This window comes from Phytopseudomonas punonensis (assembly GCF_900142655.1).
Classification (GTDB): Bacteria; Pseudomonadota; Gammaproteobacteria; order Pseudomonadales; family Pseudomonadaceae; genus Aquipseudomonas; species Aquipseudomonas punonensis.
This window is the reverse complement of the sequence record NZ_FRBQ01000005.1, coordinates 62,901-86,729: the sequence shown is the minus strand read 5'-3', so window position 1 is coordinate 86,729 and position 23,829 is coordinate 62,901. Positions and strand designations below refer to the sequence as shown.

The window sequence follows — 23,829 nt, the reverse complement described above, 5'->3', positions numbered from 1 at the left end:
AAAATCTGAACTTAGCGGAACTGATCACCACCGCTATTTTCCTATCTGGTGTTGATGCCATTTCATCTGGTTAGCCATGACAGCAACGCCAAGTGGCGTGTTGCAACCCTTGAAAACTTTGATGCTCGTCAACTTCACAACTTAATTTTCATTTTTTTCGAAAATTAATTTAATTGGATGTGACTTGGAGGGCTCATCGAATCATCAACAGCTAGGAACGTCAGCGTTAACGAGCTCGCTGACACTATGAATCATTGGGAAAACCTCGGAGAACCGACCCCATGAACGCTTCGCTGCGTTTCAATGATGCACTGCTGATCGCCGACCGCGCCTTTCAACCTTTTCACTGCGTGGCCTGGGCTCCACAGGATGGCACTGGCGTGCTGAGCCTGACTGTTGTGGACCGTACCAACACCCCGTTGATCGACCGTGCGCAACTCACCAGCAGCATTTACAGCGACCCGCAAGAACTGGCCAAGGCATTGAAAAAGTCCCGTGACGAGCTGAGCCGCAAAGGCTTCGACCTCGCTCCATGGACCATGCCGGCATAAGCACGGCGTTTTATTACTACGCCGATGTAAGTTGCCGCACCCGAGGGTGCGGCAACTTGTCCTAATCGCTACGCCCTCTTTAATCCGCCTGCTCCGCAGCTGTAAAACACTGAACTTCCGTCCTCGTTTGTCGGGCTAAGTGTTTATCTGTTGTAACGAGCTGACCGGCATGCACAACCTCGTTGAAGTATCCATCTCGGCAATTCAAATGATTGCACATCCCCTCGGTTTGCTTGTCTCTCCTGGTGCCCCGCTGGAGATTCAACGATGACCGCGCTGTTGAATGGCGAGTTGCCCAACGACTTGCACTACGTCGATGACCGGATCCCCGGCATTACCCGACGTAAACTGCGTGGCAAATTCTGTTACTTCGAGCCGGATGGCGAACGTATCCGCGGTGCGCAAGAGATCGCCCGCATCAACGCTTTGGCCATACCGCCCGCCTATGTCGACGTGTGGATCTGCCCAGATCCCAAGGGCCATCTGCAAGCTACCGGTCGCGACGCCCGGGGCCGCAAGCAGTACCGCTACCACCCGCGCTGGCGTGAAGTACGTGACAGCGACAAGTACGCCAACCTGCTGCTGTTCGGCAAAGCGCTGCCGAAGCTGCGCCAGACGATAGAGCAACATCTGTTGTTGCCCGAGCATGGGCGTGAAAAGGTCATGGCCACGGTGATTACACTGCTCGATAACACATTGATACGCATCGGTAACGTGCGCTATGCCAAGGAAAACCGTTCCTACGGGCTGACCACCCTGCGCAACCGCCACGTCGAAGTGCAAGGCAGCGCCATCCGCTTTCACTTCCGCGGCAAGAGCGGTATCGAACATGAGGTGGAAGTCAGTGACCGGCGTCTGGCACGCATCATCCGCCGTTGCCTGGAGCTACCCGGCCAGCACCTGTTCCAGTATCTGGATGCCCAAGGTGAACGTCATACCGTGACCTCCACGGACATCAACAACTACCTGCGCGAGCTGACCGGCGCGGACTTCACCGCCAAGGATTATCGCACCTGGGCCGGCAGCGCCTTGGCCCTGACGCTGCTGCGCGAGCTGGAGTGGCAGCCGGAGAGTTCAGGCAAGAAACACGTGGTCGCTATGGTCAAGCAGGTGTCCGAGGAGCTGCGCAACACGCCTGCCGTATGCCGCAAGTGCTACATCCACCCGGCGTTGATCGAGGCGTTTCACGCTGGCGAACTTGCCGACCTGCGTTTGGCGGCAGCCCGCAAAGGGCTGCGCAGTGAAGAGAGTCTGCTCATGCGCTTTCTCGAGAAACTTCCTACCACCTGAACAGTATTGGCATGGCGTGATTTGTGGGATCTATGTCCTTGCCGCCATCCGGCTTTCTACGCAAACTGGTCGCCTCTTCTTCGAGGCGCCGCCATGGATCACCCCAAATGTATCGCTGCGCTGATCTATCCCGGCTTCATGAGCCTGGACGTGGTAGGCCCCTTGCAGGTTTTCGCCTCCGCCAACGTCGAGCGTAATCGCCATGGGCTCGGCGATGCTTATCGGATCCTGATGCTCAGCGATGAGGCAGGCACCGTGCCGAGTTCCGCAGGCATGCGCTTCATTGCCGATGTTGCCTGGAGCGACGTCGCCCCTGCCATGCTGGATACCTTGCTGATTCCTGGTGGTATCGGCGAAACGCAGCAATGTGAGAATCAGCAGCTGTTGGCCTGGCTATACAATGCTGAACCGCAGATTCGTCGTCTCGGCTCGGTTTGTTCAGGTGCGTTGATTCTGGCCCGTACCGGCTTGCTCGTCGGCCAGCGCGTCACCACGCATTGGGCCGATATCGAAACGCTGCGCCAAGACGGCAAGCTGATCGTCGACAACGACTGCCTGCACACCTACGACCCAAACGCTATGGACGGCAGCGCTCACCTGTTCACCTCCGCAGGCGTCACCGCCGGTATCGATCTTGCGCTGGCACTCGTCGAAGCCGACCTGGGTCGCAGCCTAGCACTGGCCGTCGCTCGCCGCCTGGTGATGTTTCTGCGCCGCCCCGGTGGCCAGGCCCAGTTCAGCGCTCTGCTCGCACCCGAGCCAAGCCGTACACCACGCCTCGCCGAATTGCTGGAGTGGATTCCTGCCAACCTGGGCGCTGACCTGTCACTGGAGGCGCTGGCAAACAGGGCGAATATGGCGCCGCGAACCCTGTCTCGGGTGTTCGCCAAGGAACTGGGCACAGGGCCGGCAGCCTATGTGGAGCGCATCCGCCTGGAAGCGGCCCGCGCATTGCTGCAGGACGCCCAAGCCTCGATTAGTACCGTGGCCCGGCTAACCGGCTTCGGCCATCCGGAAAACCTGCGCCGGGTCTTTCACAAACACTTGTCCATCAGCCCCCAGCAATACGCCGAACGTTTCGGCCAGGAGATAACCCATGCTTGAACTGCGCCCGAACTGCGAATGCTGTAATTGCGACCTGCCCCCGGAATCCACGGAGGCGCGCATCTGTTCATTTGAATGCACCTACTGCAGCGACTGCGCATATACCTTCCTGGAAGGTCGCTGCCCGAATTGCTCGGGTGAGCTGGTGCGCCGCCCTATCCGCCCTGCCGCCAAGCTTGCCGCCAACCCGCCCTCGACCTTACGCGTATTCAAAACAGGAGGGTGCGATGCTACTGGTGCGTAACCGCGCGCTGCTGGCACGCTCACCCGCAGCGATTCGGCAGCCGGGCTAGGCGCCAAATACGGTTACTTGGTTGCGGCCATTGCGCTTGGAGTTGTACAGGGCCTGGTCGGCCCATTGGATGACCTGTTGGTGATCGTGGCTGGGCTCACTCAGGTCGGCTACGCCAAGGCTGATGGTGAAGGGAATCACCTGCCCTTCGTAGCTGACCTGCAAACGCTCGACGATCATCCTTAGGCGCTCGGCAAACACCCGCCCGCCAGCCGCATCGACATCCGGCAACAACACCACGAACTCTTCACCGCCATAGCGGCCAGCAATATCGGTGTCACGCAGTTGCTCGCGCAGCACCTTGGCCACATTCTGGATTACCGCGTCGCCAGCCTGATGACCGTAGGTGTCGTTAACCTTCTTGAAATGGTCGATATCGAAGATCACCAGCGAAGCCTTGCTGCCATAACGACGATGGCGAGCATGCTCGCGCTTGAGTTCTTCTTCCCAGTGGCCCCGGTTATTCAGGCCGGTGAGGCGATCGGTGCGCGACAGGTGCTTGAACTGATCGCTCATGGCCTGCAGCTGGCGCTTGTTCACCGCCACACCCGTCACGTCATAGATGATCAAACACAGGTGCTCGATCTTACTGTTGGTGGCTTGCAGCGGCATGATGGTGGTGTTCTGGTACATGAAATCTTCCAGCCCGGTGATCGGCTGGTAGTTCTTGAAGCGCACCAGGTACGGCCGCTGCTCCCAGATGGTGAACGCTGGCGTACCGAGCGTAACGACGTTTTCCACCTTGTTACGAAACCAGCGCTCCTCGACCTCCGGAAATAGCTCGAAGAACGAACGCTCTGCCGCATCGCGCGCGGTACGCCCGGAGTGGTTTTCCATAAAGCTGTTCCACACCTCGACGCGGTACTCGCGATCGAGCACGACAACACCGACATCGATGCTCTGCACGATGGCCAGCAACCAGTGGAAGTCGTTTAAATCCATATTCTCGGCCATGTCTTTTATTCCATCAGATAGGCGAGTTTGTTTGTCAGCAGCGACACCGAGTCCTCGGTGAACAGCAGCAACAGGTCGAAGTGGATGTCGTGACCTTCGATGCTGTAGCTCACCTCCACCGCCAGGGTCTTGCGCCAGCGCTGGCTATTGATGCGAATCAGCTCATCGATCGAAGCATGCTCACCAAGTATCTGCGGATGGCCCTGTGAAAACCCTACGTCCAGCTGCTGGGCGATACCGCTCAGGCAGGCACCGATGAGGATACTCGACATGTCCAGGAGCATCTCCATCGACGAATGATCCTGCTCCTGCCACTGCATGAGCTTGGCCATATCGGCCACTTCCGAATCATGGAAAATCAGCAATGCTTCACCGGAGATGCCTTCGCCGATATAGCCCTGACAGACCGCCGTCAGGCCATTGCCGCGCTGGGCATCGGTCAACGCCATGTGCAACTCGCTGACTTCCAGGATGTTCACGTTGGGAATCGGTAACTGCACGAACACGCCAAGTACTCGTGCCAGCAATGCAGCCGCGCGGCCCATCGCAACGTTGACTACTTCGCGAAAGGCATCGCGAAACGACACCTTGGGCTCGGGTAATACGATGGTGCTCGGTACATTGGTCGCAGCAGTGCGCAGAAAGCCAAGCTCATCGAGTGTCTGGCGCAGCAGTTCGGGGTCAGCAGGCTTTTTCAGGAACGCCAGGGCGCCTAGTTCCTTGACGCGCCGAATCGCTTCATCCTGCACGTCACCGGAAACCACGATGACCTTTTGCGCAATACCTTCAGCCTTGAGTGCGGCGAGCACCCCATAGCCATCAAGCACCGGCATGGTCAAGTCGAGCAGCAGCAGATCGAATTGCCCGGCACGCAGTTGCGCAAGCGCTTCCTCACCGTGAGCAGCCTGGCTGATCGTTACCGGCCAGTCTGCTGGCAGGGCGCGCAGCAACTGCTTGCGGGCCATGTTGGAGTCATCGCAGACGAGAAGAGATGCTGTAGGCATCGATACGCCTCAAGAGGTGGAACTGATCCGGCTCTGGCTGCGGTGATATGCCGGCAGCGACGCCATCCCTGGGTGCGTTACTGACACTTATAGCAGAGCGCCAGTAGGCTTTTGAGTGTTTTCTGCAGCTTCGCTGAATTGAAGCATTCTAAAGCGAACAAGGCGACCGAAGTCGCCTTGTTATCCCACTCACAGCGCTTAGTAGTACGCGTTTTCGCGGTTGCTGTGGTCGGTTACGTCACGCACACCTTTGAGCTCTGGAATGCGCTCGAGCAGGGTTTTCTCGATGCCTTCCTTGAGGGTCAGGTCGGCCTGGCCGCAGCCCTGGCAACCACCACCGAACTGCAGCACGGCAATGCCCTCGTCGACGACGTCGATCAAGGTGACCTGGCCGCCATGGCTGGCCAGACCGGGGTTGATCTCGGTCTGCAGGTAGTAGTTGATGCGCTCATTGAGCGGGCTGTCTTCGTTGACCATTGGCACCTTGGCGTTTGGCGCCTTGATGGTCAGCTGGCCGCCCATGCGGTCGGTGGCATAGTCGACCACGGCGTCTTCGAGAAACGGCTCGCTGACCGCGTCGATCCAGGCGGTGAAGCTGGCCAAACCGATAGCTTGGTCTTCCGGCTTCTGCTCACCCGGTTTGCAATAGGCGATGCAGGTTTCCGCGTACTGGGTACCGGGCTGGGTGATGAATACACGAATGCCGATGCCTGGAGTGTTCTGCTTGTTCAGCAGATCTGCCAGGTAATCATGGGCGGCATCGGTAATGGTAATAGTGCTCATGGCAACTCCTCACGGTCATGCGGCGAAGTGTACGCCAAATGACCGTCGCGAACAAAGTCCTACTATTTTACTCAGGATAGAGCTTGCAGCCGTCCACCCGCTTGCCGCTCGCTCAGCCAGGCCTTGGCACGGACGAAAAAGCGCTTTTCGATCAACTCGTAGCTGCCCCACGACGCCACTGCAATCAGTGGTATGCAGGCGACGATCACCACGTAGGGGTTCAGATCCAGTCGCACCTGCAGGTACCAGCCCAGGGACAGGATGATCACGTGCAGCAGATACACCGAATAAGAGCAGTCGCCCATCCGAGCCAGCAGGCGGTTGTCCTTGAACCATGGTTCCAAGGAGATGCAGGCGGCGACGATGAACGCGCTCGGCACGCCCCAGTGCAGCAGGCGCATGCTGGTGTCGAAGTGGTAGATGGCCAGCAATGAGCCGGCGATCACCAGCAAAGGCACCCAAAGCCCCTGGCGGATCCAGCCACGGCTATAAACCATGCCCAGTAGCACCCCGAACAGGAACTCGTAGACGATGCTGTTGCGGTAGAAGTTGCTCAGCCACGGCTGGGTGGCCATGAGGCCGAAGATCATCAGCATCACCGCTACGAAGGCCAGGCGCAGGCGCTGCGGCACCATGAAGGCCAGGGCGAACAGCAGGTAGAAGAACATCTCGTAGTTCAGGGTCCAGCCGACATTGAGCGTCGGGTAGAGCCCGAAACCACCCGGATTCTCGGCTGGAATGAACAGCAGTGAGAGCAGCAGGTGATGCAGATCGAACTGCTGCACCGGCATCACCGGGTTGGCGTAGAGGATGATCACCGCGGTGATCAGAGAGTAGAGCCAGTAGGCCGGCACGATACGCAGCGCGCGGTTGAGCATGAAGCGCCACGGGGTGATGGTCTTGCCCTGGGTAGACAGGTAAATCACCAGGCCGCTGATGACGAAGAAGATATCGACGCCCACAGCGCCTTTATCGGAAAACAGATGGCCCATGAAGCTTTCGGCCTTGAAATCGAAAAACACCTGCATGACATGGTGAAAGACCACTAACCAGGCCGCTAACGCCCGCAATGCCTGCACTGAAATCAGCATAGAACCGCCACTCTCCCTCTCGTTGAAACCGATACGGGGCAGCCCTGAATGGTCGGCTGCCACAGCGTCCGACCGCAGTAGCGAGAGAAAGATCGGGTCAATTGACGAGGCGCTGCGTAGCGGTCTCTAGATAGCGGGCAAGCACAAGCCCTCGCACGGGCAATAGGTTGCCAGCGCGAAGGCTCGTTACCCTAGAGAGGGCTACAGGTTCTGGTAGCGGTTCATGTCCAGCACGCCGGCTTCCAACGGATCATGCTCGCGGATGTGCGCAGTCAGGTCGTGGAAGTACTGCCAGAACTGCGGATGGGTACGGCGGATGCCCCAGCGTTCGACCACCTTGTCGAAGTCGGCCGGAGCCTTGACCCGTTCCAGCGCCGCAACGAAGTCGGCAACCTCACGCGCCGGCATCGAGAACATGAAGTTCGGGTAGCTGGTCATCACTTCGGGATACAGCGTCAGGGTATCGAGGTCTGCCTGGTAGCGCAGCTCCTCACCAAGCATGAACGCCACATTGCTGTGCGCGCGGTTGCGCAGCAGGCTGTAAACCTCACGACGACCGCCCCCTTCGACGCGCAGCAGCGTCGCTTCCGGCAGGCGATGAATGACCTTCAACTGCGAGGCGGGTTTGGATGCCAGGCGACTGAGCGCCTGTTCGGCCTGGCGCAGATCGGCCGGCAGCCCGTCGCGGTAGCAACGCTCGCCGCCACAGCGATTGATCGGATCGGGCCGCGCATTGAGCGTGGCGAAGCGCTGCAGCAGTTGTTCGGCAAACTGGCGTTTTGGATTGTCTTCGCTCAATGACAAACCGCTCGGCGTCTTGCGGTCCAGTGGGGAGTAGTCCATCCACGCTTTCAGCTTGCCGCTGTACTGGTACCAGTCGCCAAAGATCGCCTTGCGCGCGTCGGCAGGCATCAGGCGCAGGAAGTTCTGCTCGGCGCCGTTACGAATCAGGTCGAAGTACAGCCTGGTCTGCGCCTGATGCGAAACGTTGCCGAACACATCGAAATTGACCACCAACTGGTAATAGGTGCGTTCGAGCAGTGGGTAGTCCATCCACCACAGCGTCTGCGGGATTTCGCCGACCAAGCCTTTGCGCACCGAGGCGCTGTCATGCTGGCGGAAGATCGACAACAGGGCGTTGTCATTGCCACGCCAGATATCCGCCCACTGCGGCGCCGGCGCTTCGCTGTAACTCTCGGTGCGCAGCGCCTCGTAGGCATTGCGCTTGTCGCGGTAGCTGCGCCACAGGCCCAGCAAATCGCCGATTTCATCGAGCTGACCGGGCATCGCCAGTAGCGGCGTCGCCTCACCGCGATAGGCCGGGTCGGTGATGAACAGGTCGTGCTGCGGGTCCTGGAAGAACACCCAGAAATTGTCGCGAATCACATCGGTAGCAATCTGCCCGCGGCATACCGGCCCACGGATAAAGGTACGCACGAAATACTCGGCGTTATCGAGCATGAACTGGTAGCGCGCCTGGGCTGGTATCGCCTCGAAGGTTTCGAACGGGTTGGAACGGGTTGGAACGGTACTGTACGCCATAGCCAGGCAGCGAACTTAACTGCCACTCACTGGCGAAAAACAGGCTTTTGACCCGGGCCAATTTCTCGGCGCTCAGCGGGTAGGTGATGTGGGTCTTGTGGACGATCACGCCCTGGATCGGCATCAGCCGGTAATAAAAGGCAGTACCGGGATCGTCATTGGGGCGCCGCGTGGCGATGATGTCCACTGGCTGGCCGTTAGGCGTGCGCGAACGAACCAGCTGGAAGAAGTGCCCAGGCTCGCCGCCCTCGAAATCCAGATGAGCGAGAAACAGATGCTCGTAGAGCCAACGGCTGACCAGGCTCTGTTCGTTACCTGCGCCATTGAAGAACGCTTCCCACTGCATTATCTGTCGGGCTTCTGCGGCGCTGGGCTGCAGCGGCTGCTGATCGACCGGCGCGCCTTGTTGCAGCCAACGTTGCACGGTCTGGTAATCCTGCTCGGTAAGGCCGGTCACCGCGAACGGCATGCCGGCCATGGGATTTTTGCTCGCAAAGTCGGCGAATTCGCCGGGCAGCGCACATTGGTTGACCCTATCGATGCCGATGGCTAGGTCGTCCGGCAACTTGCTGTTGGCAGGCAATGGCGTTGCATGCCCCAATTCGAGCATGCGCGCCATCAGCGCAGCCTGACCGCCCTGCTGGTCCAGCACCGAATGAAAATCCTTGCGACGCCAAGCGGGCGCGCCATGGGCGTCCATGAACAACCGCGTGGTGTCCTGGGTATGAGTGCGCGTGCCGTCATAAACCGTGGCCTTGCTGGCGCCACGCTCGACGCCCTCGCCGCTGCCCAGATTGAGCTGGCATGGCGCGTCGTAGCAGGCGTGGCAAGCCACGCAGTTGTGCGTGAAGATCGGCTGGATATCGCGACTGTAGGACACGGCCTCGGCCGTTACCAACGGGCTGCTAAAGAACAAGCAAATACTCAACAGCAGCCGACGGTACATGGTGGCAATTCCACAAAAATAGCCGCGCATTCTAGCCGTCTCGCTTGTGCCATCGCTATGCCTGCATCCGTGGCTGAAGCTGTCGCAACATGAGCATAATTCATGCACAACCGCGCAGCGCAGAAATGGCTTCAGGGTTTGTTATCATCTGCGACCTTGTCGTAGCCTCCCGTTCAGAGCTTTCTCCATGCCTTTTTCAGATCGCAGCGCCCGCCTCCAAGCACTTCAGCACGCCCTCAAGGAACGCATCCTGATCCTCGATGGCGGCATGGGCACCATGATCCAGAGCTACAAGCTCGAAGAAGCCGACTACCGTGGCGAGCGCTTCGCCGACTGGTCAAGTGACGTAAAGGGCAACAACGACCTGCTGCTGCTCAGCCAGCCGCAGATCATCGCGGCGATCGAGAAGGCTTATCTGGATGCCGGCGCCGATATCCTGGAAACCAATACCTTCAACGCCACCCAGGTCTCCCAGGCCGATTACGGCATGCAGGAGCTGGCCTACGAGCTGAACCTCGCCGGTGCCCGCGTGGCCCGCGAAGTGGCTGATGCCAAGACTCTGGAAACCCCAGATCGCCCGCGTTTCGTTGCCGGCGTGCTGGGCCCGACCAGCCGCACCTGCTCGATCTCCCCGGACGTCAACGATCCCGGCTACCGCAACGTCACCTTCGACGAACTGGTAGAAAACTACACCGAAGCGACCCGCGGCCTGATCGAAGGCGGCGCCGACCTGATCCTGATCGAGACGATCTTCGACACGCTGAACGCCAAGGCGGCGATCTTCGCCGTGCAGCAAGTGTTCGACGAAGACAACGTCGAACTGCCAATCATGATCTCCGGCACCATCACTGACGCCTCCGGCCGTACGCTTTCCGGGCAAACCACCGAGGCGTTCTGGAACTCGGTTCGTCATGCCAAGCCGATTTCGGTGGGCCTGAACTGCGCGCTGGGCGCCAAGGACCTGCGCCCCTACCTGGAAGAATTGTCGACCAAGGCCGACACCTTCGTGTCTGCACACCCCAACGCTGGCCTGCCCAACGCCTTCGGCGAGTACGACGAGAGCCCGGCGGAAATGGCTGCGGTGGTCGAAGAATTCGCCGCCAGCGGTTTTCTCAACATCATCGGCGGCTGCTGCGGCACCACGCCGGCGCATATCCAGGCCATCGCCGAAGCCGTGGCCAAGTATCCGCCACGGGCGATTCCGGATATCCCCAAGGCCTGTCGCCTGTCGGGCCTGGAGCCCTTCACCATCGACCGCCAGTCGTTGTTCGTCAACGTCGGCGAGCGCACCAATATCACCGGTTCGGCCAGGTTCGCTCGGCTGATTCGTGAAGAAAATTACACCGAGGCCCTGGAAGTCGCCCTGCAGCAGGTGGAAGCCGGCGCCCAGGTGATCGACATCAACATGGATGAGGGCATGCTCGACTCGAAAGCTGCCATGGTCAGGTTCCTCAACCTGATCGCCGGTGAGCCGGACATCTCCCGGGTGCCGATCATGATCGACTCCTCCAAGTGGGAAGTGATCGAAGCGGGCCTCAAGTGCATCCAGGGCAAGGGCATCGTCAACTCGATTTCCATGAAGGAAGGCGTCGAGCAGTTCAAGCACCACGCCAAGCTGTGCAAACGCTACGGCGCCGCCGTGGTGGTGATGGCCTTCGACGAGGCCGGCCAGGCCGACACCGCCGCGCGCAAGCGCGAGATCTGCCAGCGCAGCTACGACATTCTGGTAAACGACGTGGGCTTCCCGCCGGAAGACATCATCTTCGACCCGAACATCTTCGCGGTCGCCACCGGCATCGAAGAGCACAACAACTACGCCGTGGACTTCATCGAAGCCTGCGCCTTCATTCGCGACAACCTGCCCTACGCCTTGAGCTCGGGCGGCGTGTCCAACGTGTCGTTCTCGTTCCGCGGCAACAACCCGGTGCGCGAAGCGATCCACTCGGTGTTCCTCTACTACGCGATCCAGAACGGCCTGACCATGGGCATCGTCAACGCCGGCCAGCTGGAGATCTATGACGAGATTCCCAAAGAGCTGCGCGACAAGGTCGAGGACGTGGTGCTCAACCGAACCCCGGGCGGTACCGATGCCCTGCTGGCCATCGCCGACAACTACCGGGGCGGCGGTGCCGTCAAGGAAGTAGAAAACGAAGAGTGGCGCTCGCTGCCGGTCGACAAGCGCCTCGAGCACGCCCTGGTCAAGGGCATCACCGCGTTCATCGTCGAAGACACCGAAGAATGCCGCCAGCAATGCGCGCGCCCCATCGAGGTCATCGAAGGTCCACTGATGAGCGGCATGAACATCGTTGGCGACCTGTTCGGCTCGGGCAAGATGTTCCTGCCCCAGGTGGTTAAATCCGCCCGGGTAATGAAGCAAGCAGTAGCCCACCTGATCCCGTTTATCGAAGCGGAAAAAGGCGACAAGCCGGAAGCCAAAGGCAAGATCCTCATGGCCACGGTCAAGGGCGACGTGCATGACATCGGCAAGAACATCGTCGGCGTGGTGCTGGGCTGTAACGGCTACGACATCGTCGATCTGGGCGTGATGGTGCCGGCGGAAAAGATCCTGCAGACCGCCATCGCCGAGAAGTGCGACATCATCGGCCTGTCCGGGCTGATCACTCCGTCCCTGGACGAGATGGTGCATGTGGCCAAGGAAATGCAGCGCCAGGGCTTTACCCTGCCGCTGATGATTGGCGGCGCCACCACCTCCAAGGCGCATACCGCGGTGAAGATCGACCCGCAGTACAAGAATGACGCGGTGATCTACGTCACCGACGCCTCGCGCGCTGTGGGTGTGGCCACCCAGTTGCTATCCAAGGAGCTCAAGCCCGACTTCGTGCAACGCACCCGCGACGAATACGTAACGGTGCGTGAGCGCACCTCGGCCCGTGCCTCGCGCACCGAGCGCCTGAGCTACGACAAGGCCATTGCCAACAAGCCGAAGTTCGACTGGGCGGGCTATACCGCGCCGCAGCCGAGCTTCACCGGCGTCAAGGTACTGGAAGATATCGACCTCAACGTACTGGCCGAGTACATCGACTGGACGCCATTCTTCATTTCCTGGGACCTGGCCGGCAAGTACCCGCGCATCCTCACCGATGAAGTGGTCGGCGAAGCGGCCACCAGCCTGTTCAACGACGCCAAGGTGATCCTGCGCAAGCTGATCGACGAGAAACTGATCAAGGCCCGCGCGGTATTTGGTTTCTGGCCCGCCAATCAGGTGCGTGACGACGATATCGAGGTGTACGGGGAAAACGGCGAGCAGCTCGCCACCCTGCACCACCTTCGCCAGCAGACCATCAAGCCGGACGGCAAACCGAACCTGTCGCTCGCCGACTTCGTCGCGCCGAAAAGCAGCGGCGTGACCGACTACGTGGGCGGTTTTATCACCACCGCTGGCATTGGTGCCGAGGAAGTAGCCAAAGCCTACGAGGCCAAGGGCGACGATTACAACGCGATCATGGTCAAGGCGCTGGCCGACCGCCTCGCCGAGGCCTGCGCCGAATGGCTGCACGAGCAGGTACGCAAACAGCACTGGGGCTATCAGCCGGACGAGCACCTGAGCAATGACGAGCTGATCAAGGAAGCCTACAAGGGCATCCGCCCTGCCCCTGGCTACCCGGCCTGCCCGGATCACACCGAGAAGGCCACGCTGTTCAAGTTGCTCGACCCCGAGGCCGACTACCACAAGGCCGGCAAGAGCGGCGTGTTCCTCACCGAGCACTACGCGATGTTCCCGGCGGCGGCAGTCAGTGGCTGGTACTTCGCCCACCCCGAGGCGCAGTACTTCGCCGTGGGCAAGGTCGACAAGGATCAGATCGAGCGCTACACCGAGCGCAAAGCGCAGGACATCGCCGTCAGCGAACGCTGGCTGGCCCCCAACCTGGGATATGACGAATGAGTGAGCAACCCTACCTGCTCGACGCGCTGGAAACCGCCGACATGCTGGTCATCGATGGCCTGCACGCCTTCGATTTCCAGCTCGACGACGAACTCCTCGACCAGGCCGACGCCGCTGCTGAAGCGGGCGAGCCGTTCGCCAGCGAAGCCGTGGTGCTGTCCATCGAGGTGCAGGACGGCCGCGAACGCAAACGCTGGCAGTTCAGTTACAACACGGTGATGGAAGCTGAGTACGAGGCTGGCGATGACAGCTGGCTAATCGACGGCCACCGTTTGATCTGTCTGGCCGCTCTCAGCGCCGAAGCTGACTAGCTCGGCAATTACCGAGTGACCTCTTGCTGATGAGCCTGGATACCCACCAATCCGTGTACCGGGAAAAGCTGATCGAGCATCTGTTCGTTGGTGAGATGCTCAAGCTTTCCTGGCTGAAGTACGGCGCAACGCTGGAAGTCTCTCACTCACTGCTTGACCGCTCGGGCCACGATATCGTGCTGGAAGCAAATGGCGTTGTCCGCCATATCCAGCTCAAGACCTCGGCAATTTCGGCACTCACTGCCAGTCAGAACATTCATCTCGATCTGGCACGCAAACCATCGGGCTGCGTGATCTGGATTCAATTCGACCCGAATAGTATGGCGCTGGGGCCATTTCTCTTCTTCGGCGGTTTGCCAGGCGAGCCACTTGCCGATCTACAAGCGTTCAAAGTCGCCAAGCACACCAAGGCCAACGTCCAAGGCGTCAAAGCTGAGCGACCGAATATTCGTGTCGTGCCGCGAGCGAGCTTCGCTCGGATCGAATCCATAGAGGCGTTATACGCCGAGCTGTTCGGCTCGCAGCAGCGATAAGCGGCTCACGGTCAGAAGCTCGCGTCAGGCAAGACTTACGACAAATCCGACGACGAACGACGCACCAGCTTGATCGAATGTTTGAGCGTCGGCTTGCGCGTCACGCTGATCGCCTTGCGCGTCACGGTATCGATGGTGATGTTCCAGAAACCGCTGCTGGGCACGGTGATCTTGGCCGGAAACTTGTCGAACGCACCGCCGTGATAGGTGTGGCGGCCGCCATTCTTGAAGCTGCGAAAGTTCGCATCGTTCATCAGGCGGATATTGCAGGGTTGCGAGCATTCGATGACGACCAGGTCGTCTTCGTTGAGGTGCTCGCGCTGGTGGATGTACTTCATCAGGCGCTCCTCGCGGGTTTCAGGGCGCTAGCATGACTCACCAGCCGTCTGACAGCAAAGCCCGTGACCGGTCGAGCCCCAGATACCTGGCAAGAATGCGCTGCCAGCTGCCGTCGCGATGCATCTCGGCAAAAGCGGTATTCATTTGCTGCGACAGCGCTTGAGCACCTTCGAGTTTGAGGCTGCCGGCAATATGACTGCGCGTGCTGCTCAGCGGCTTGCCCAATTGCAATGGAGGTTTGGCATCCATTTCGCGCCACAGATAAAGCGCACGCAGATCGATTTCGTACCAGGCTACTACCCGGCCGCTCTGCAGTAACTGGGCAGCCTGTTGTGGGTCAGTCACTTCCACCACACGTTGATCGCCCGTACGAATGCGGTTGATTTCATCGGCTCGCGGCGTGCCGCCCATCACAGCTACTGGGCCCGCCTGCAGGGCATCAGCCAGGGTATCGAACGGGTGATCGAGACTCACGAGTACGTAAGGTGTTGGTAGCACATCGAGCAACCAGACAAAGCCAGCCTCACGCTCGGGCGTACGGCCCAGGTTGAGAACGATTCCATGCGGATCGCCTTCCGCCTCGCTGAGCACGCGGCGCCAGGGCACGCTGCGAAAGATGCATTGCTGCGCTGTACGCGCACATAGCTCGTGCATCAGCTCACCAAACAACCCGGCACGCCTGGCAACGCCGTCGGCGAACGGCATCTGCCCCTGGCCTACATAAATGTTCAGCGGCTCGCCGCGCGCGCCAGTAGCGCTGCCCAGCGCACCTGCCAGCAATAGCATGCAGGCTGCGTAACGGCTACGGGCCATGACATCAGTTATGCGCACGCGCGAACCCCATTCGGTAGCTGAAGCCCAAAAAGACGTCGCGCAGTGTGCATCAGCAGTCGGCAATTGCCTATCAGCCCAATGCTGTATCCAAGAACATCATCACAGCAAATCCACCCATTAGCCCCAAAGTGGCCGGAGTCTGGTGGCCGTTGCGGTGTGTTTCGGGAATGATTTCGTGAGAAACCACGAATAGCATTGCGCCGGCAGCCAGGCCCAGACCAATCGGATACGCCAGCGCATAACTGCTGGACATCCCGACGCCGACCAACGCGCCTAGCGGTTCCATCAGCCCGGTGGCAGCAGCGATCAGTGCCGCGCGCAGTGCCGACATGCCAATGCTGCGCAGTGCCAGAGCCACCGCCAGGCCTTCGGGAATGTCCTGAATGGCGATCGCGGTCGCCAACGGAATGCCGACGTGCATATCGTCGCCTGCGAAGCCAACTCCAATGGCCATCCCTTCAGGTAGGTTGTGCAAGGTGATGGCGAACACGAACAGCCATACGCGGTTGAACCGCGTGGTCTCGGGCCCGTGAGTGCCGGTACTCTCATGCTCGTGAGGCGTGAAGTGATCGAGGCCCAGCATCAACAGCACGCCAAGCGCCAAACCGAGCACCACCGTTGCAGCGCCACGCATGCCGCTACCGGTCAGGTTCTCGGCGGCCTCGAGGCCCGGCAGGATCAGCGAGAAGGAACTTGCCGCCAGCATCATGCCTGCGGCGAAGCCCAGCATGCTGTCCTGGGTCTTTACGCTGATGCTCCCCAACGCCAGAGCAGTGAGCGCGCCTAAGGACGTGGCTGCAAAACCAGCGCCGCCGCCGTACAGCGCATACAGGATTCTCTGCGGGTGATCCTCATGGAATACGTTGAACAAGCTACTGATCAACAGCCACATCACCACCAACAGCGCCACCCCCAACCCGGCAGCGACCCAGGGCGATGCGCGGACATGGGAAAGCCAGGCCTGCAGAAAACTATTACGCGGGGAAAGCGTGTGCATAAAACCTCTGTGATCGGACCTTAAACGATGGCGGTAAACCAATACTCAATAACTGCGACAAGCCCACGCTCCCGAGCGTTTCACCTGAGCGCTGTTCGGCACTTCGAGGCACCGATATATAGCACTCGGCGCACGATAAACGCGAATGATTGATAGTTGCTTAGCTACATTTAAACAAAGCCAAAAGGCGCTCTGCAGAGTCAGATGCACCCAGAGGAAGAGCGCAGTTATGCATGCTTTCTCGCTTAGTACAAAAAGTTCTTTTCATATATTGAAACATCACTTTTGCGCATAAACCTGAACTGGTATCTTGCCCCGGCTCCGCACTAGGAGTGCGCGGCCGTGCGCGCAGATTTGCTGTAACAGGTCATCGAAGCAATGGGCGAGACGGTTTCATGGGTACTCGGCACAAAGGCAATATCCGCCTGCTGCTGATTTGTCCCGCACCGTTACACCGCAATAGCTTTATTGATCTGGCAAGCAGCCTGATAACAGGATTCCCATGTACGTATACGATCAGTACGACCAGAAAATCGTCGAGGACCGCGTCAAGCAGTTCCGCGATCAAACCCGCCGTTTCCTCAGTGGCGAACTGAGCGGCGAAGAATTCCGTCCGCTGCGGTTGCAGAACGGTCTGTACATCCAGCGTTTCGCGCCCATGCTGCGGGTCGCCGTGCCTTACGGCCTGCTCTCCTCCACTCAGGTGCGCATGCTGGCGAAGATCGCCCGCGACTACGACAAGGGCTACGCGCACATCAGTACCCGCCAGAACGTGCAGTTCAACTGGCCTGAGCTGGAAGACGTACCAGAGATTCTCGCCGAGCTGGCCACCGTGCAGATGCACGCCATCCAGACCAGCGGCAACTGCATCCGCAACACCACCACCGACCAGTTCGCCGGTGTTGCCAAGGACGAGCTGATTGATCCGCGCCCCTGGTGCGAGATTATCCGTCAGTGGTCGACCTTCCACCCGGAATTCAGCCACCTGCCGCGCAAGTTCAAGATTGCCGTCAACGGCGCCGCCGGCGACCGTGCAGCCATCGAAGTGCACGACATCGGCCTGGAAGCGGTGAAGAACGAGGCCGGTGAGCTGGGCTTCCGTGTCGCCGTCGGTGGCGGCCTCGGCCGTACGCCGATCGTTGGCAGCTTCATCAATGAATTCCTGCCCTGGCAACACCTGCTTTCCTACCTCGACGCCATCCTGCGCGTGTACAACCGCTATGGCCGTCGCGATAACAAGTACAAGGCGCGCATCAAGATCTTGGTCAAGGCGCTGACTCCAGAAGTGTTCGCCGAGCGTGTGAACGCCGAGTGGGAACATCTGAAAGACGGCCCAACCACCCTGACCGAGGCTGAAGTGGCGCGCGTTGCCGCGCACTTCGTCGACCCGGCGTACAAGGCGCTGCAGGATCAGGATGCGCTGCTCGCCAACCTCGATAGCGAGCACCCAGGCTTTGCCCGCTGGCGCCAGCGCAACACCTTCGCCCACAAGAAGCCGGGCTATGTTGCCGTCACCCTGTCGCTCAAACCGACCGGCGTCGCGCCAGGTGACGTGACCGACAAGCAGCTCGACGCCATTGCCGAGCTGGCCGACCGCTACAGTTTTGGCGAAGTGCGCAACAGCCATAACCAGAACATCATCCTCGCCGACGTTGAGCAGGAGCAGCTGTTCACCCTGTGGGGCGAGCTGCGCGAGCAGGGTTTCGCCACCCCGAACGTGGGCCTATTGACCGACATCATCTGCTGCCCGGGCGGCGACTTCTGCTCCCTGGCCAACGCCAAGTCGATCCCGGTGGCCGAAGCGATCCAGCGCCGCTTCGACAGCCTCGACTACCTGTTCGACATCGGTGATATCGACCTGAACATCTCCGGCTGCATGAACGCCTGTGGGCACCACCACGTGGGCCACATCGGCATTCTCGGCGTCGACAAGAAAGGCCAGGAGTTCTATCAGGTATCCCTCGGCGGCAGCGCCGGCCGTGATGCCAGCCTGGCGCAGATCCTCGGCCCATCCTTCGCCCAGGACGACATGCCGGACGTGATCGACAAGATCGTCAACGTCTATGTCGAGCAACGTACCGAAGAAGAGAGTTTCATCGACACCTTCCGCCGTATCGGTGTCGCCCCGTTCAAGGAGCGCGTATATGCAGCGAATCATTAAGAACGGCCAGATCGTCGACGAAAGCTGGCACCTGCTGCCCAAGGAAACCGCGTTCGAAGAGCTGTCCAACTGCGACGATCTGATCGTGCCATTGAACCTCTGGCTCGAACATGGCCATGCCTTGAAAGCACGCGATGGCGGCTTGGGCGTATGGCTGGATGCCGAGGAAGAGATCGAATCAATCGTCGATTCGCTCGACGCCTTTCAGGTCATCGCCCTGAACTTCCCGGCGTTCACCGACGGCCGTCACTCGTCATCCGCCTACCTGCTGCGCACCCGCTATGGTTTCAAGGGCGAGCTGCGCGCCATCGGCGACGTGCTGCGTGACCAGCTGTGGGCACTCAAGCGTTGCGGCTTCGATGCCTTCGCCCTGCGCGAAGACAAGGACGCCGAGGACGCACTGAAAGCCTTCGATGAGTTCTCCGAGGTCTACCAGGCCTCTGCGGACGAGCCGCAACCTCTGTTCAGACGCCGCGCCTAAGAACGAAAAAACCCGCCATAAGGCGGGTTTTTTATTGAGTTGGAAATCAATCCAGCCTGACCAGAACCCGGCCCACCTGCTCACCCTGCAGGATGCGCTCGATGGCGGCCGGCAACTCGCTCAGCCCCACCTCAGTCACCAGTGCTTCCAGATTCGGCAGCTTCCACTGCAGCGACAGCTTGTCCCACATCGAGGCCTTGACCACCAGCGGCAGCTCGACCGAGTCGACGCCCAGCAGGTTGACCCCGCGCAGGATGAACGGTAGCACGCTGGCCTGGAAGTCGACACCCGCGGTCAGCCCGCAGCAGGCCACGCTACCACCGTAACGGGTGGCCTTGAGCACGTTGAACAGAATATCGCCACCGACGGTATCGACTGCCCCGCTCCATTGCTCGCGCAGCAGCGGCCGATCGGTTCCGCTCTGCAACTCCAGCCGTGGCACCACCTGGGTTGCGCCCAGGCGCGTGAGCATATCGGCCTGCTGGGCTTTGCCGGTAGCGGCGCTGACCTGATAACCCAGGGTACTGAGCAACAACACGGCAATGCTGCCAACACCACCCGTGGCGCCGGTGACCAGCACCGGGCCGTTGTCGGGTTCCACGCCGGCCTGCTCGAGCTTGTCGACGCACAGCGCTGCGGTCAGGCCTGCGGTGCCGAGAATCATCGCCTCGCGCAGCGACAGTCCTTGCGGGCGCTTGATCGCCCAGCTTGCCGGGACACGAATGTACTGGCCAAAACCGCCAGCCGTGTTCATGCCCAGGTCATAGCCGGTGACGATCACTTCATCGCCTTCGGCGAATTCGGCCGCACTGGAATGCTCCACCACACCAGCCGCATCGATCCCCGGCGTATGCGGGTAATGCTTGCTGACTCCACGTTGGCCGCTGGCGGACAACGCATCCTTGAAATTCAGGGAGGAATAGCGAACGCGGATCAACAGCTCGCCAGCCGGCAAATCGGCCACATCACGCTCGACCACCTGCAACGCAAAATAGCCATCGGTATCAGGTGCTGCCTGCAGTGCAGTGAAATGGGTCATCCAAACCTCCTTGGTCCGCCGCGGCGGAGGGTGCGGGTTACCAGAAGCGTTGCTGGCTCAGACGGCCTAGCCAGGTCAGGGCAAAACGATCCAGCGCTACGCTGGCAGCCAGGCCGACACGCTCCTGCAGGGATTTCTTCTGTACATAGTGCAGCTGATAAAGATCGGCTTCGCGCGCGCGCTCGGCCAGGTATTCGTCGCTGGTCTTCAATTCGTCGACCAACTGCTTCTCCAGCGCTGCCATACCCAACCAGACCTCACCCGTGGCGATCTCGTCGATCTCCAGTTGCGGGCGGTAGCGGGCCACGAAATTCTTGAACAGCTCGTGGGTGGTTTCCAGGTCTTCCTGAAATTTCTCCCGGCCCTTTTCGGTGTTCTCGCCGAACACCGTCAGGGTGCGCTTGTATTCACCGGCGGTCAGCACCTCGAAGTCGATGTCGTGCTTTTTCAGCAGGCGGTTGACGTTGGGCAACTGGGCGACGACACCAATGGAGCCGAGGATGGCAAACGGGGCGGAAATGATCTTCTCGCCGATGCAGGCCATCATGTAGCCGCCGCTGGCCGCCACCTTGTCGATGCACACCGTGAGCGGCACGCCAGCCTGGCGGATACGTGCCAGTTGCGAAGAAGCCAGGCCGTAGCTGTGCACCATGCCGCCGCCGCTTTCCAGGCGCAGCACCACTTCATCCTGCGGGGTGGCAAGGGTCAGCAGCGCGGTGATCTCGTGGCGCAGGCCGTCGGTGGCCGAAGCCTTGATGTCACCATCGAAATCGAGCACGTAGACCCGCGACTTCTGCGCCGGTTGCCTCTTCGCCGCCTTGGCGGCTTTGGCTTCCTCCTTGCTCAACGCCTTCAACTGATCCTTGTCGAGGATCGACTGTTCGAGGCGCTGACGCAGCGCCTTGTAGAAATCATTGAGTTTGGTGACCTGCAACTGGCCGCCGCTGCGACGCCCACGACTGCGCAGCACGGCAACTGCTACCAGCACGACCAGGATGGCGACGACCAGGGTCACCGTCTTGGCCAGAAAACCTGCGTAATCAGCAAGAAACTCCACACACTTCCCCTTTAATCAATCGACAGTGCCACTCAGGTGGCCTGCAGCGCCCAGCATACCGAGGCTGCCCGGCAGCGACCAGCCAGAGGAACGGCTTTAAACCGCGCACCGTACGATTCAAACAAACGTATGAATTTTCGTTGACAGCCTCCGCCCATCCCTCCTACCCTCGCCTCACATTCAAGGTTCGTGGGTTGCAGCGTACGTGGGCAGCATCTACCTGATTCGACATGGCCAGGCCTCATTCGGTGCAGAGGATTATGATGTCCTCTCGTCACTCGGCAAGCGCCAGTCGGTATTGCTCGGCAGCTATCTTGTGCAGACCGGCTTGCAGCTGGACCGCGCTGTCAGCGGCAGCCTCATTCGGCAATCCCACACCGCCCGCTTGGTGCTCGAGCAATTCAGCGAGCCGCCTGCGCTGCACACTGACCCTGCCTTCAACGAATTCGATGCCGAAGGCGTGATTCGCGCCCTGCTCCCGGCCCTGCTGCCCCATGAGCCGCAGGCGCTGGAAATCATGCGCAACGCCGCGCACAACCGCGCCGAGTTTCAGCGTTTGTTCGTACGCTTGCTGGAAACCTGGATAGGCGGCGATTACGACGCCCCGGCCCTGCAAAGCTGGCAGGCGTTTCTCGACCAGGTGAACGGTGGCCTGCAACGCCTCCTCGCTCAGGCCGACGCCCATCAGCGCATCGCCGTATTCACCTCTGGCGGCACCATCACTGCACTGATTCATTTGCTGACCGGCATGCCGGTCGCCAACGCTTTTGCCATGAACTGGCAAATCGTCAACACGTCGCTAAGCTGCCTGAAGTTCCAGGGCGAGCAAGTGACCTTAGCTTCCTTCAACAGCCACGCTCATTTGCAGCTGTTGAATACGCCGTCACTCATCACTTACCGCTGAGCGACGGTCAACGTGCCCGCAAGGGCGCTGAACAATCCGAAAACACAAGGAAACCACCATGAGCGTCGCAGACATCGTCCAAACCATGAAAGCCAAGTTCAACCCCAGCGCCGCCGAAGGCCTGGACTTGGTTTTCCAGTTCAACATCGAAGATGCCGATAATCACTACCTGATCGTCAAAGACGGCACCTGCGACGTTAAACAGGGCGACAGCCCGGACGCCAGCGTCACCCTGATCATGGACAAGGAAACCTTCAAAGGCATCACCACCGGTGAAACCGACGGCATGCAGGCCTTCATGGCCGGCAAGCTGCGAGCCGAAGGCGACATGATGCTGGCACTGAAGCTGAGCGAACTGTTCCCAGTCTAAGGATCAGGCAGGCAGCTCGAACACCGAAACCGGAATCCGTGGATTCCGGTTTTTTTTGGCCCGCCGTGCCTGACTTGCTATCTGGATGGCAGTTGAAAACTGTGACAAGAGCTTCTCGCGGTCGCTTCCTGCCGCCCGGCGCATCAGCGGCCTTGATCCGCCATCAACAGCAACATAGATAGACGCGCTGCACGCTTGCCGCCACACACCGGGCTGATAGATTGGCCCGATCATCACCGCCAACGACAATTAGAAGGGAAAGGGATGACACTCACCGACCGGCCCGGCGCGATCCGCCAGGGCGAAGAACTCGATGCCAGCGCCATCGACGCTTACCTGAAAAGCCACCTGAGCGACTTGCGTGGTGAGCCGCAGATCAGCCAGTTTCCCGGTGGCGCGTCCAACCTGACCTACCTGCTGCGCTATGCCGACCGCGAGTTGGTGCTGCGCCGCCCGCCGTTCGGCAGCAAGGCCAAGTCAGCCCATGACATGGGCCGTGAATTTCGCATCCTCAACCAGCTCAGAAACGCCTTCCCCTATTGCCCCCAGGCCTTCGTGCACTGCACCGATGAGTCGGTGATCGGCGCCGAGTTCTACGTCATGCAGCGCCTGGATGGCATCATCCTGCGTGCCGACTTGCCTGCCGAACTGCAGCTATCGCCCGAACAGACCACGACGCTGTGCAAGAGCTTTATCGACCGCCTGGTCGAACTGCATCAAGTCGATTACCAAGCGTGCGGCCTAGCCGACCTAGGCAAACCGGATGGCTACGTTGCCCGGCAAATAAAGGGCTGGAGTGAGCGCTACGACAACGCGCGTACTCCCGACGCGCCCGGCTGGCAGGAGGTACGCACCTGGCTGGAAGAGAAGATGCCGGCCGATCATCCACGCCCGGCCATCGTCCACAACGACTACCGCTTCGACAACGTGATCCTCGACCCGCAGGACCCCATGCGCATCATGGGCGTGCTTGACTGGGAGCTGACGACCCTGGGTGACCCGCTGATGGATCTGGGCAATACCCTGGCCTACTGGATCGAGGCGGACGATCCGGCGCCCGTGCAGCTGATGCGCCGTCAGCCTAGCAATGCGCCGGGCATGCTGACCCGCCAGGCATTCGTCGATTACTACGCCGAACGTGCTGGCATCGAAATCAAGTGCTTCGATTTCTACTACATCTACGGGCTGTTCCGCCTGGCGGGCATCGTCCAGCAGATCTACTACCGCTACTACCACGGGCAGACCGCCGACAAGCGCTTCGCCTCTTTCGTGCAAATGAACGCGCTGCTGGAAAAGATGGCCCTCGGGGTCGTCGCGCGCTCATCGCTCTGAAACCAACACT

Annotated in this window: 21 protein-coding genes and 1 pseudogene; 12 read left to right on the top strand and 10 right to left on the bottom strand. The window is 60.1% G+C overall.

Annotated features, from left to right (window positions below):
* Positions 1–281: 281 nt before the first annotated feature.
* The 4 genes from BUC40_RS14410 to BUC40_RS14395 all read left to right on the top strand — a co-directional run bounded on the left by BUC40_RS14410 (position 282) and on the right by BUC40_RS14395 (position 3,189).
* Positions 282–551 (top strand): hypothetical protein, encoded by a 270-nt coding sequence (locus BUC40_RS14410; protein ID WP_073266871.1) that lies wholly within the window; start codon positions 282–284, stop codon positions 549–551.
* Between the two features lie 267 nt (positions 552–818).
* Positions 819–1,841, top strand: coding sequence for a DNA topoisomerase IB (locus BUC40_RS14405; RefSeq protein ID WP_073266869.1), 1,023 nt, complete (start codon positions 819–821; stop codon positions 1,839–1,841).
* A 93-nt stretch (positions 1,842–1,934) separates the two neighbouring features.
* Positions 1,935–2,945, top strand: a complete 1,011-nt coding sequence (locus tag BUC40_RS14400) for a GlxA family transcriptional regulator (protein ID WP_073266867.1) — start codon at positions 1,935–1,937, stop codon at positions 2,943–2,945.
* A complete protein-coding gene (locus BUC40_RS14395; RefSeq protein ID WP_073266865.1) occupies positions 2,938–3,189 on the top strand; it encodes a DUF1272 domain-containing protein in 252 nt (83 codons plus the stop codon). Before BUC40_RS14400 ends, BUC40_RS14395 begins: the two co-directional genes overlap by 8 nt.
* Positions 3,190–3,234: 45 nt before the next feature.
* Here BUC40_RS14395 and BUC40_RS14390 read toward each other — a convergent pair whose 3' ends face one another.
* From BUC40_RS14390 to BUC40_RS14370, 5 genes and pseudogenes are all read right to left on the bottom strand, one after another.
* Positions 3,235–4,191 (bottom strand): sensor domain-containing diguanylate cyclase, encoded by a 957-nt coding sequence (locus BUC40_RS14390; RefSeq protein ID WP_073266864.1) that lies wholly within the window; start codon positions 4,189–4,191, stop codon positions 3,235–3,237.
* 5 nt (positions 4,192–4,196) lie between these two features.
* Positions 4,197–5,195: a response regulator gene (locus BUC40_RS14385; RefSeq protein WP_073266862.1), complete on the bottom strand. Its 999-nt coding sequence runs from the start codon at positions 5,193–5,195 to the stop codon at positions 4,197–4,199.
* A gap of 198 nt (positions 5,196–5,393) precedes the next feature.
* Positions 5,394–5,978 carry a Fe-S biogenesis protein NfuA gene (gene nfuA, locus BUC40_RS14380; RefSeq protein ID WP_073266860.1) on the bottom strand — a complete coding sequence of 195 codons (585 nt, stop codon included), beginning with the start codon at positions 5,976–5,978 and terminating at the stop codon, positions 5,394–5,396.
* A 71-nt stretch (positions 5,979–6,049) separates the two neighbouring features.
* A complete protein-coding gene (locus BUC40_RS14375; protein ID WP_073266858.1) occupies positions 6,050–7,069 on the bottom strand; it encodes an acyltransferase family protein in 1,020 nt (339 codons plus the stop codon).
* A 201-nt stretch (positions 7,070–7,270) separates the two neighbouring features.
* Positions 7,271–9,557, bottom strand: a pseudogene (locus BUC40_RS14370) (fatty acid cis/trans isomerase).
* Positions 9,558–9,744: 187 nt separating this feature from the next.
* Here BUC40_RS14370 and metH point away from each other — a divergent pair.
* Genes metH through BUC40_RS14355 form a run of 3 tightly spaced genes read left to right on the top strand, consistent with a single transcriptional unit; the run spans position 9,745 to position 14,305 of the window.
* Positions 9,745–13,461: a methionine synthase gene (gene metH, locus BUC40_RS14365; RefSeq protein WP_073266856.1), complete on the top strand. Its 3,717-nt coding sequence runs from the start codon at positions 9,745–9,747 to the stop codon at positions 13,459–13,461.
* Positions 13,458–13,772, top strand: a complete 315-nt coding sequence (locus BUC40_RS14360; RefSeq protein WP_073266854.1) for a DUF5629 family protein — start codon at positions 13,458–13,460, stop codon at positions 13,770–13,772. Before metH ends, BUC40_RS14360 begins: the two co-directional genes overlap by 4 nt.
* 29 nt (positions 13,773–13,801) lie before the next feature.
* Positions 13,802–14,305 carry a hypothetical protein gene (locus BUC40_RS14355; protein ID WP_073267033.1) on the top strand — a complete coding sequence of 168 codons (504 nt, stop codon included), beginning with the start codon at positions 13,802–13,804 and terminating at the stop codon, positions 14,303–14,305.
* 35 nt (positions 14,306–14,340) lie between these two features.
* Here BUC40_RS14355 and BUC40_RS14350 read toward each other — a convergent pair whose 3' ends face one another.
* From BUC40_RS14350 to BUC40_RS14340, 3 genes are all read right to left on the bottom strand, one after another.
* Entirely contained in the window at positions 14,341–14,643 is a 303-nt protein-coding gene (locus BUC40_RS14350; protein WP_073266852.1) for a DUF1883 domain-containing protein, read from the bottom strand.
* Positions 14,644–14,680: 37 nt separating this feature from the next.
* On the bottom strand, positions 14,681–15,430 hold the full coding sequence (locus BUC40_RS14345) for a substrate-binding periplasmic protein (RefSeq protein ID WP_073266849.1): 750 nt from the start codon (positions 15,428–15,430) through the stop codon (positions 14,681–14,683).
* A gap of 118 nt (positions 15,431–15,548) precedes the next feature.
* Positions 15,549–16,475, bottom strand: a complete 927-nt coding sequence (locus BUC40_RS14340; RefSeq protein ID WP_073266847.1) for a ZIP family metal transporter — start codon at positions 16,473–16,475, stop codon at positions 15,549–15,551.
* Positions 16,476–16,977: 502 nt separating this feature from the next.
* Here BUC40_RS14340 and BUC40_RS14335 point away from each other — a divergent pair.
* Positions 16,978–18,636 (top strand): nitrite/sulfite reductase, encoded by a 1,659-nt coding sequence (locus tag BUC40_RS14335; RefSeq protein ID WP_073266845.1) that lies wholly within the window; start codon positions 16,978–16,980, stop codon positions 18,634–18,636.
* Positions 18,620–19,117 (top strand): DUF934 domain-containing protein, encoded by a 498-nt coding sequence (locus BUC40_RS14330; protein ID WP_073266843.1) that lies wholly within the window; start codon positions 18,620–18,622, stop codon positions 19,115–19,117. Before BUC40_RS14335 ends, BUC40_RS14330 begins: the two co-directional genes overlap by 17 nt.
* A gap of 46 nt (positions 19,118–19,163) precedes the next feature.
* Here the strand turns inward: BUC40_RS14330 and BUC40_RS14325 are convergent, their stop codons facing one another.
* Entirely contained in the window at positions 19,164–20,156 is a 993-nt protein-coding gene (locus BUC40_RS14325; protein ID WP_073266841.1) for a YhdH/YhfP family quinone oxidoreductase, read from the bottom strand.
* A 37-nt stretch (positions 20,157–20,193) separates the two neighbouring features.
* Positions 20,194–21,213, bottom strand: coding sequence for a protease SohB (sohB, locus tag BUC40_RS14320; protein ID WP_073266839.1), 1,020 nt, complete (start codon positions 21,211–21,213; stop codon positions 20,194–20,196).
* A 205-nt stretch (positions 21,214–21,418) separates the two neighbouring features.
* On the opposite strand from sohB, the gene BUC40_RS14315 reads away from it, so the two are divergent.
* The 3 genes from BUC40_RS14315 to BUC40_RS14305 all read left to right on the top strand — a co-directional run bounded on the left by BUC40_RS14315 (position 21,419) and on the right by BUC40_RS14305 (position 23,819).
* Positions 21,419–22,117: a histidine phosphatase family protein gene (locus BUC40_RS14315; protein WP_073266837.1), complete on the top strand. Its 699-nt coding sequence runs from the start codon at positions 21,419–21,421 to the stop codon at positions 22,115–22,117.
* A 58-nt stretch (positions 22,118–22,175) separates the two neighbouring features.
* The gene (locus BUC40_RS14310) at positions 22,176–22,487 is read left to right on the top strand and encodes an SCP2 sterol-binding domain-containing protein (RefSeq protein ID WP_073266835.1); all 312 of its coding nucleotides are present in this window, start codon (positions 22,176–22,178) and stop codon (positions 22,485–22,487) included.
* 264 nt (positions 22,488–22,751) lie between these two features.
* Complete coding sequence (locus tag BUC40_RS14305; RefSeq protein ID WP_073266833.1) at positions 22,752–23,819, top strand: phosphotransferase family protein; 1,068 nt, start codon at positions 22,752–22,754, stop codon at positions 23,817–23,819.
* Positions 23,820–23,829 lie beyond the last annotated feature (10 nt).

What these genes read in the sequence shown, in the direction of transcription:
- BUC40_RS14410 (WP_073266871.1), top strand. Translation starts at nt 282, where the DNA reads ATGAACGCTTCGCTGCGTTTCAATGATGCACTGCTGATCGCCGACCGC.
- BUC40_RS14405 (WP_073266869.1), top strand. Translation starts at nt 819, where the DNA reads ATGACCGCGCTGTTGAATGGCGAGTTGCCCAACGACTTGCACTACGTC.
- BUC40_RS14400 (WP_073266867.1), top strand. Translation starts at nt 1,935, where the DNA reads ATGGATCACCCCAAATGTATCGCTGCGCTGATCTATCCCGGCTTCATG.
- BUC40_RS14395 (WP_073266865.1), top strand. Translation starts at nt 2,938, where the DNA reads ATGCTTGAACTGCGCCCGAACTGCGAATGCTGTAATTGCGACCTGCCC.
- BUC40_RS14390 (WP_073266864.1), bottom strand. Translation starts at nt 4,191, where the DNA reads ATGGCCGAGAATATGGATTTAAACGACTTCCACTGGTTGCTGGCCATC.
- BUC40_RS14385 (WP_073266862.1), bottom strand. Translation starts at nt 5,195, where the DNA reads ATGCCTACAGCATCTCTTCTCGTCTGCGATGACTCCAACATGGCCCGC.
- nfuA (WP_073266860.1), bottom strand. Translation starts at nt 5,978, where the DNA reads ATGAGCACTATTACCATTACCGATGCCGCCCATGATTACCTGGCAGAT.
- BUC40_RS14375 (WP_073266858.1), bottom strand. Translation starts at nt 7,069, where the DNA reads ATGCTGATTTCAGTGCAGGCATTGCGGGCGTTAGCGGCCTGGTTAGTG.
- metH (WP_073266856.1), top strand. Translation starts at nt 9,745, where the DNA reads ATGCCTTTTTCAGATCGCAGCGCCCGCCTCCAAGCACTTCAGCACGCC.
- BUC40_RS14360 (WP_073266854.1), top strand. Translation starts at nt 13,458, where the DNA reads ATGAGTGAGCAACCCTACCTGCTCGACGCGCTGGAAACCGCCGACATG.
- BUC40_RS14355 (WP_073267033.1), top strand. Translation starts at nt 13,802, where the DNA reads ATGAGCCTGGATACCCACCAATCCGTGTACCGGGAAAAGCTGATCGAG.
- BUC40_RS14350 (WP_073266852.1), bottom strand. Translation starts at nt 14,643, where the DNA reads ATGAAGTACATCCACCAGCGCGAGCACCTCAACGAAGACGACCTGGTC.
- BUC40_RS14345 (WP_073266849.1), bottom strand. Translation starts at nt 15,430, where the DNA reads ATGCTATTGCTGGCAGGTGCGCTGGGCAGCGCTACTGGCGCGCGCGGC.
- BUC40_RS14340 (WP_073266847.1), bottom strand. Translation starts at nt 16,475, where the DNA reads ATGCACACGCTTTCCCCGCGTAATAGTTTTCTGCAGGCCTGGCTTTCC.
- BUC40_RS14335 (WP_073266845.1), top strand. Translation starts at nt 16,978, where the DNA reads ATGTACGTATACGATCAGTACGACCAGAAAATCGTCGAGGACCGCGTC.
- BUC40_RS14330 (WP_073266843.1), top strand. Translation starts at nt 18,620, where the DNA reads ATGCAGCGAATCATTAAGAACGGCCAGATCGTCGACGAAAGCTGGCAC.
- BUC40_RS14325 (WP_073266841.1), bottom strand. Translation starts at nt 20,156, where the DNA reads ATGACCCATTTCACTGCACTGCAGGCAGCACCTGATACCGATGGCTAT.
- BUC40_RS14310 (WP_073266835.1), top strand. Translation starts at nt 22,176, where the DNA reads ATGAGCGTCGCAGACATCGTCCAAACCATGAAAGCCAAGTTCAACCCC.
- BUC40_RS14305 (WP_073266833.1), top strand. Translation starts at nt 22,752, where the DNA reads ATGACACTCACCGACCGGCCCGGCGCGATCCGCCAGGGCGAAGAACTC.